Genomic DNA, 403 nt, shown 5'->3' with positions numbered 1-403 from the left:
GAGTTTCACCAGCCTGGCCAACGGGCAGCGTAGCGAGGATGTGTTGTTCAGCCCGCAGCGCCAGAGCCTGGGCGGATCTTCATCAGTGCGTGGCTACAAGGATGAGTTTCTGTCCGGCGACAGCGGCGGCTATTGGCGCAACGAAATACGCCTGACCCGCCAGGTGACGTTCGACTGGCTGCGCCCGGTGTTTGCCGAATATGGCGCGGCGGCTGGTTACGACCAGGGCGTGATCCGCAATGACCGTTACAACGGCTACCAGCATGGTCGCTTGTCCAGCAACTCGTTCGAGCTGTTTACCCGTGGGCAGCACGTTGCCGCCTCGGTGACCTTCGCTCGCTCTCTGGAACGTCCCGATGTGATCGAGCGCGAAGCGCCGGTCTATTTCCGTGTGGACTTCTTC

General features: G+C 61.5%; 1 protein-coding gene. It reads left to right on the top strand.

All coding sequences use genetic code 11. From position 1 onward, the window contains the following. On the top strand, positions 1 to 403 hold a 403-nt coding region (locus tag IR135_RS11520), incomplete at both ends, for a ShlB/FhaC/HecB family hemolysin secretion/activation protein (RefSeq protein WP_167753416.1).

The sequence above is a fragment of the Jeotgalicoccus nanhaiensis genome (assembly GCF_015235105.1).
Lineage (GTDB): Bacteria > Bacillota > Bacilli > Staphylococcales > Salinicoccaceae > Jeotgalicoccus > Jeotgalicoccus nanhaiensis.
The sequence above is the reverse complement of the archived record's forward strand: the minus strand, read 5'-3'. Positions and strand labels throughout refer to the sequence as shown.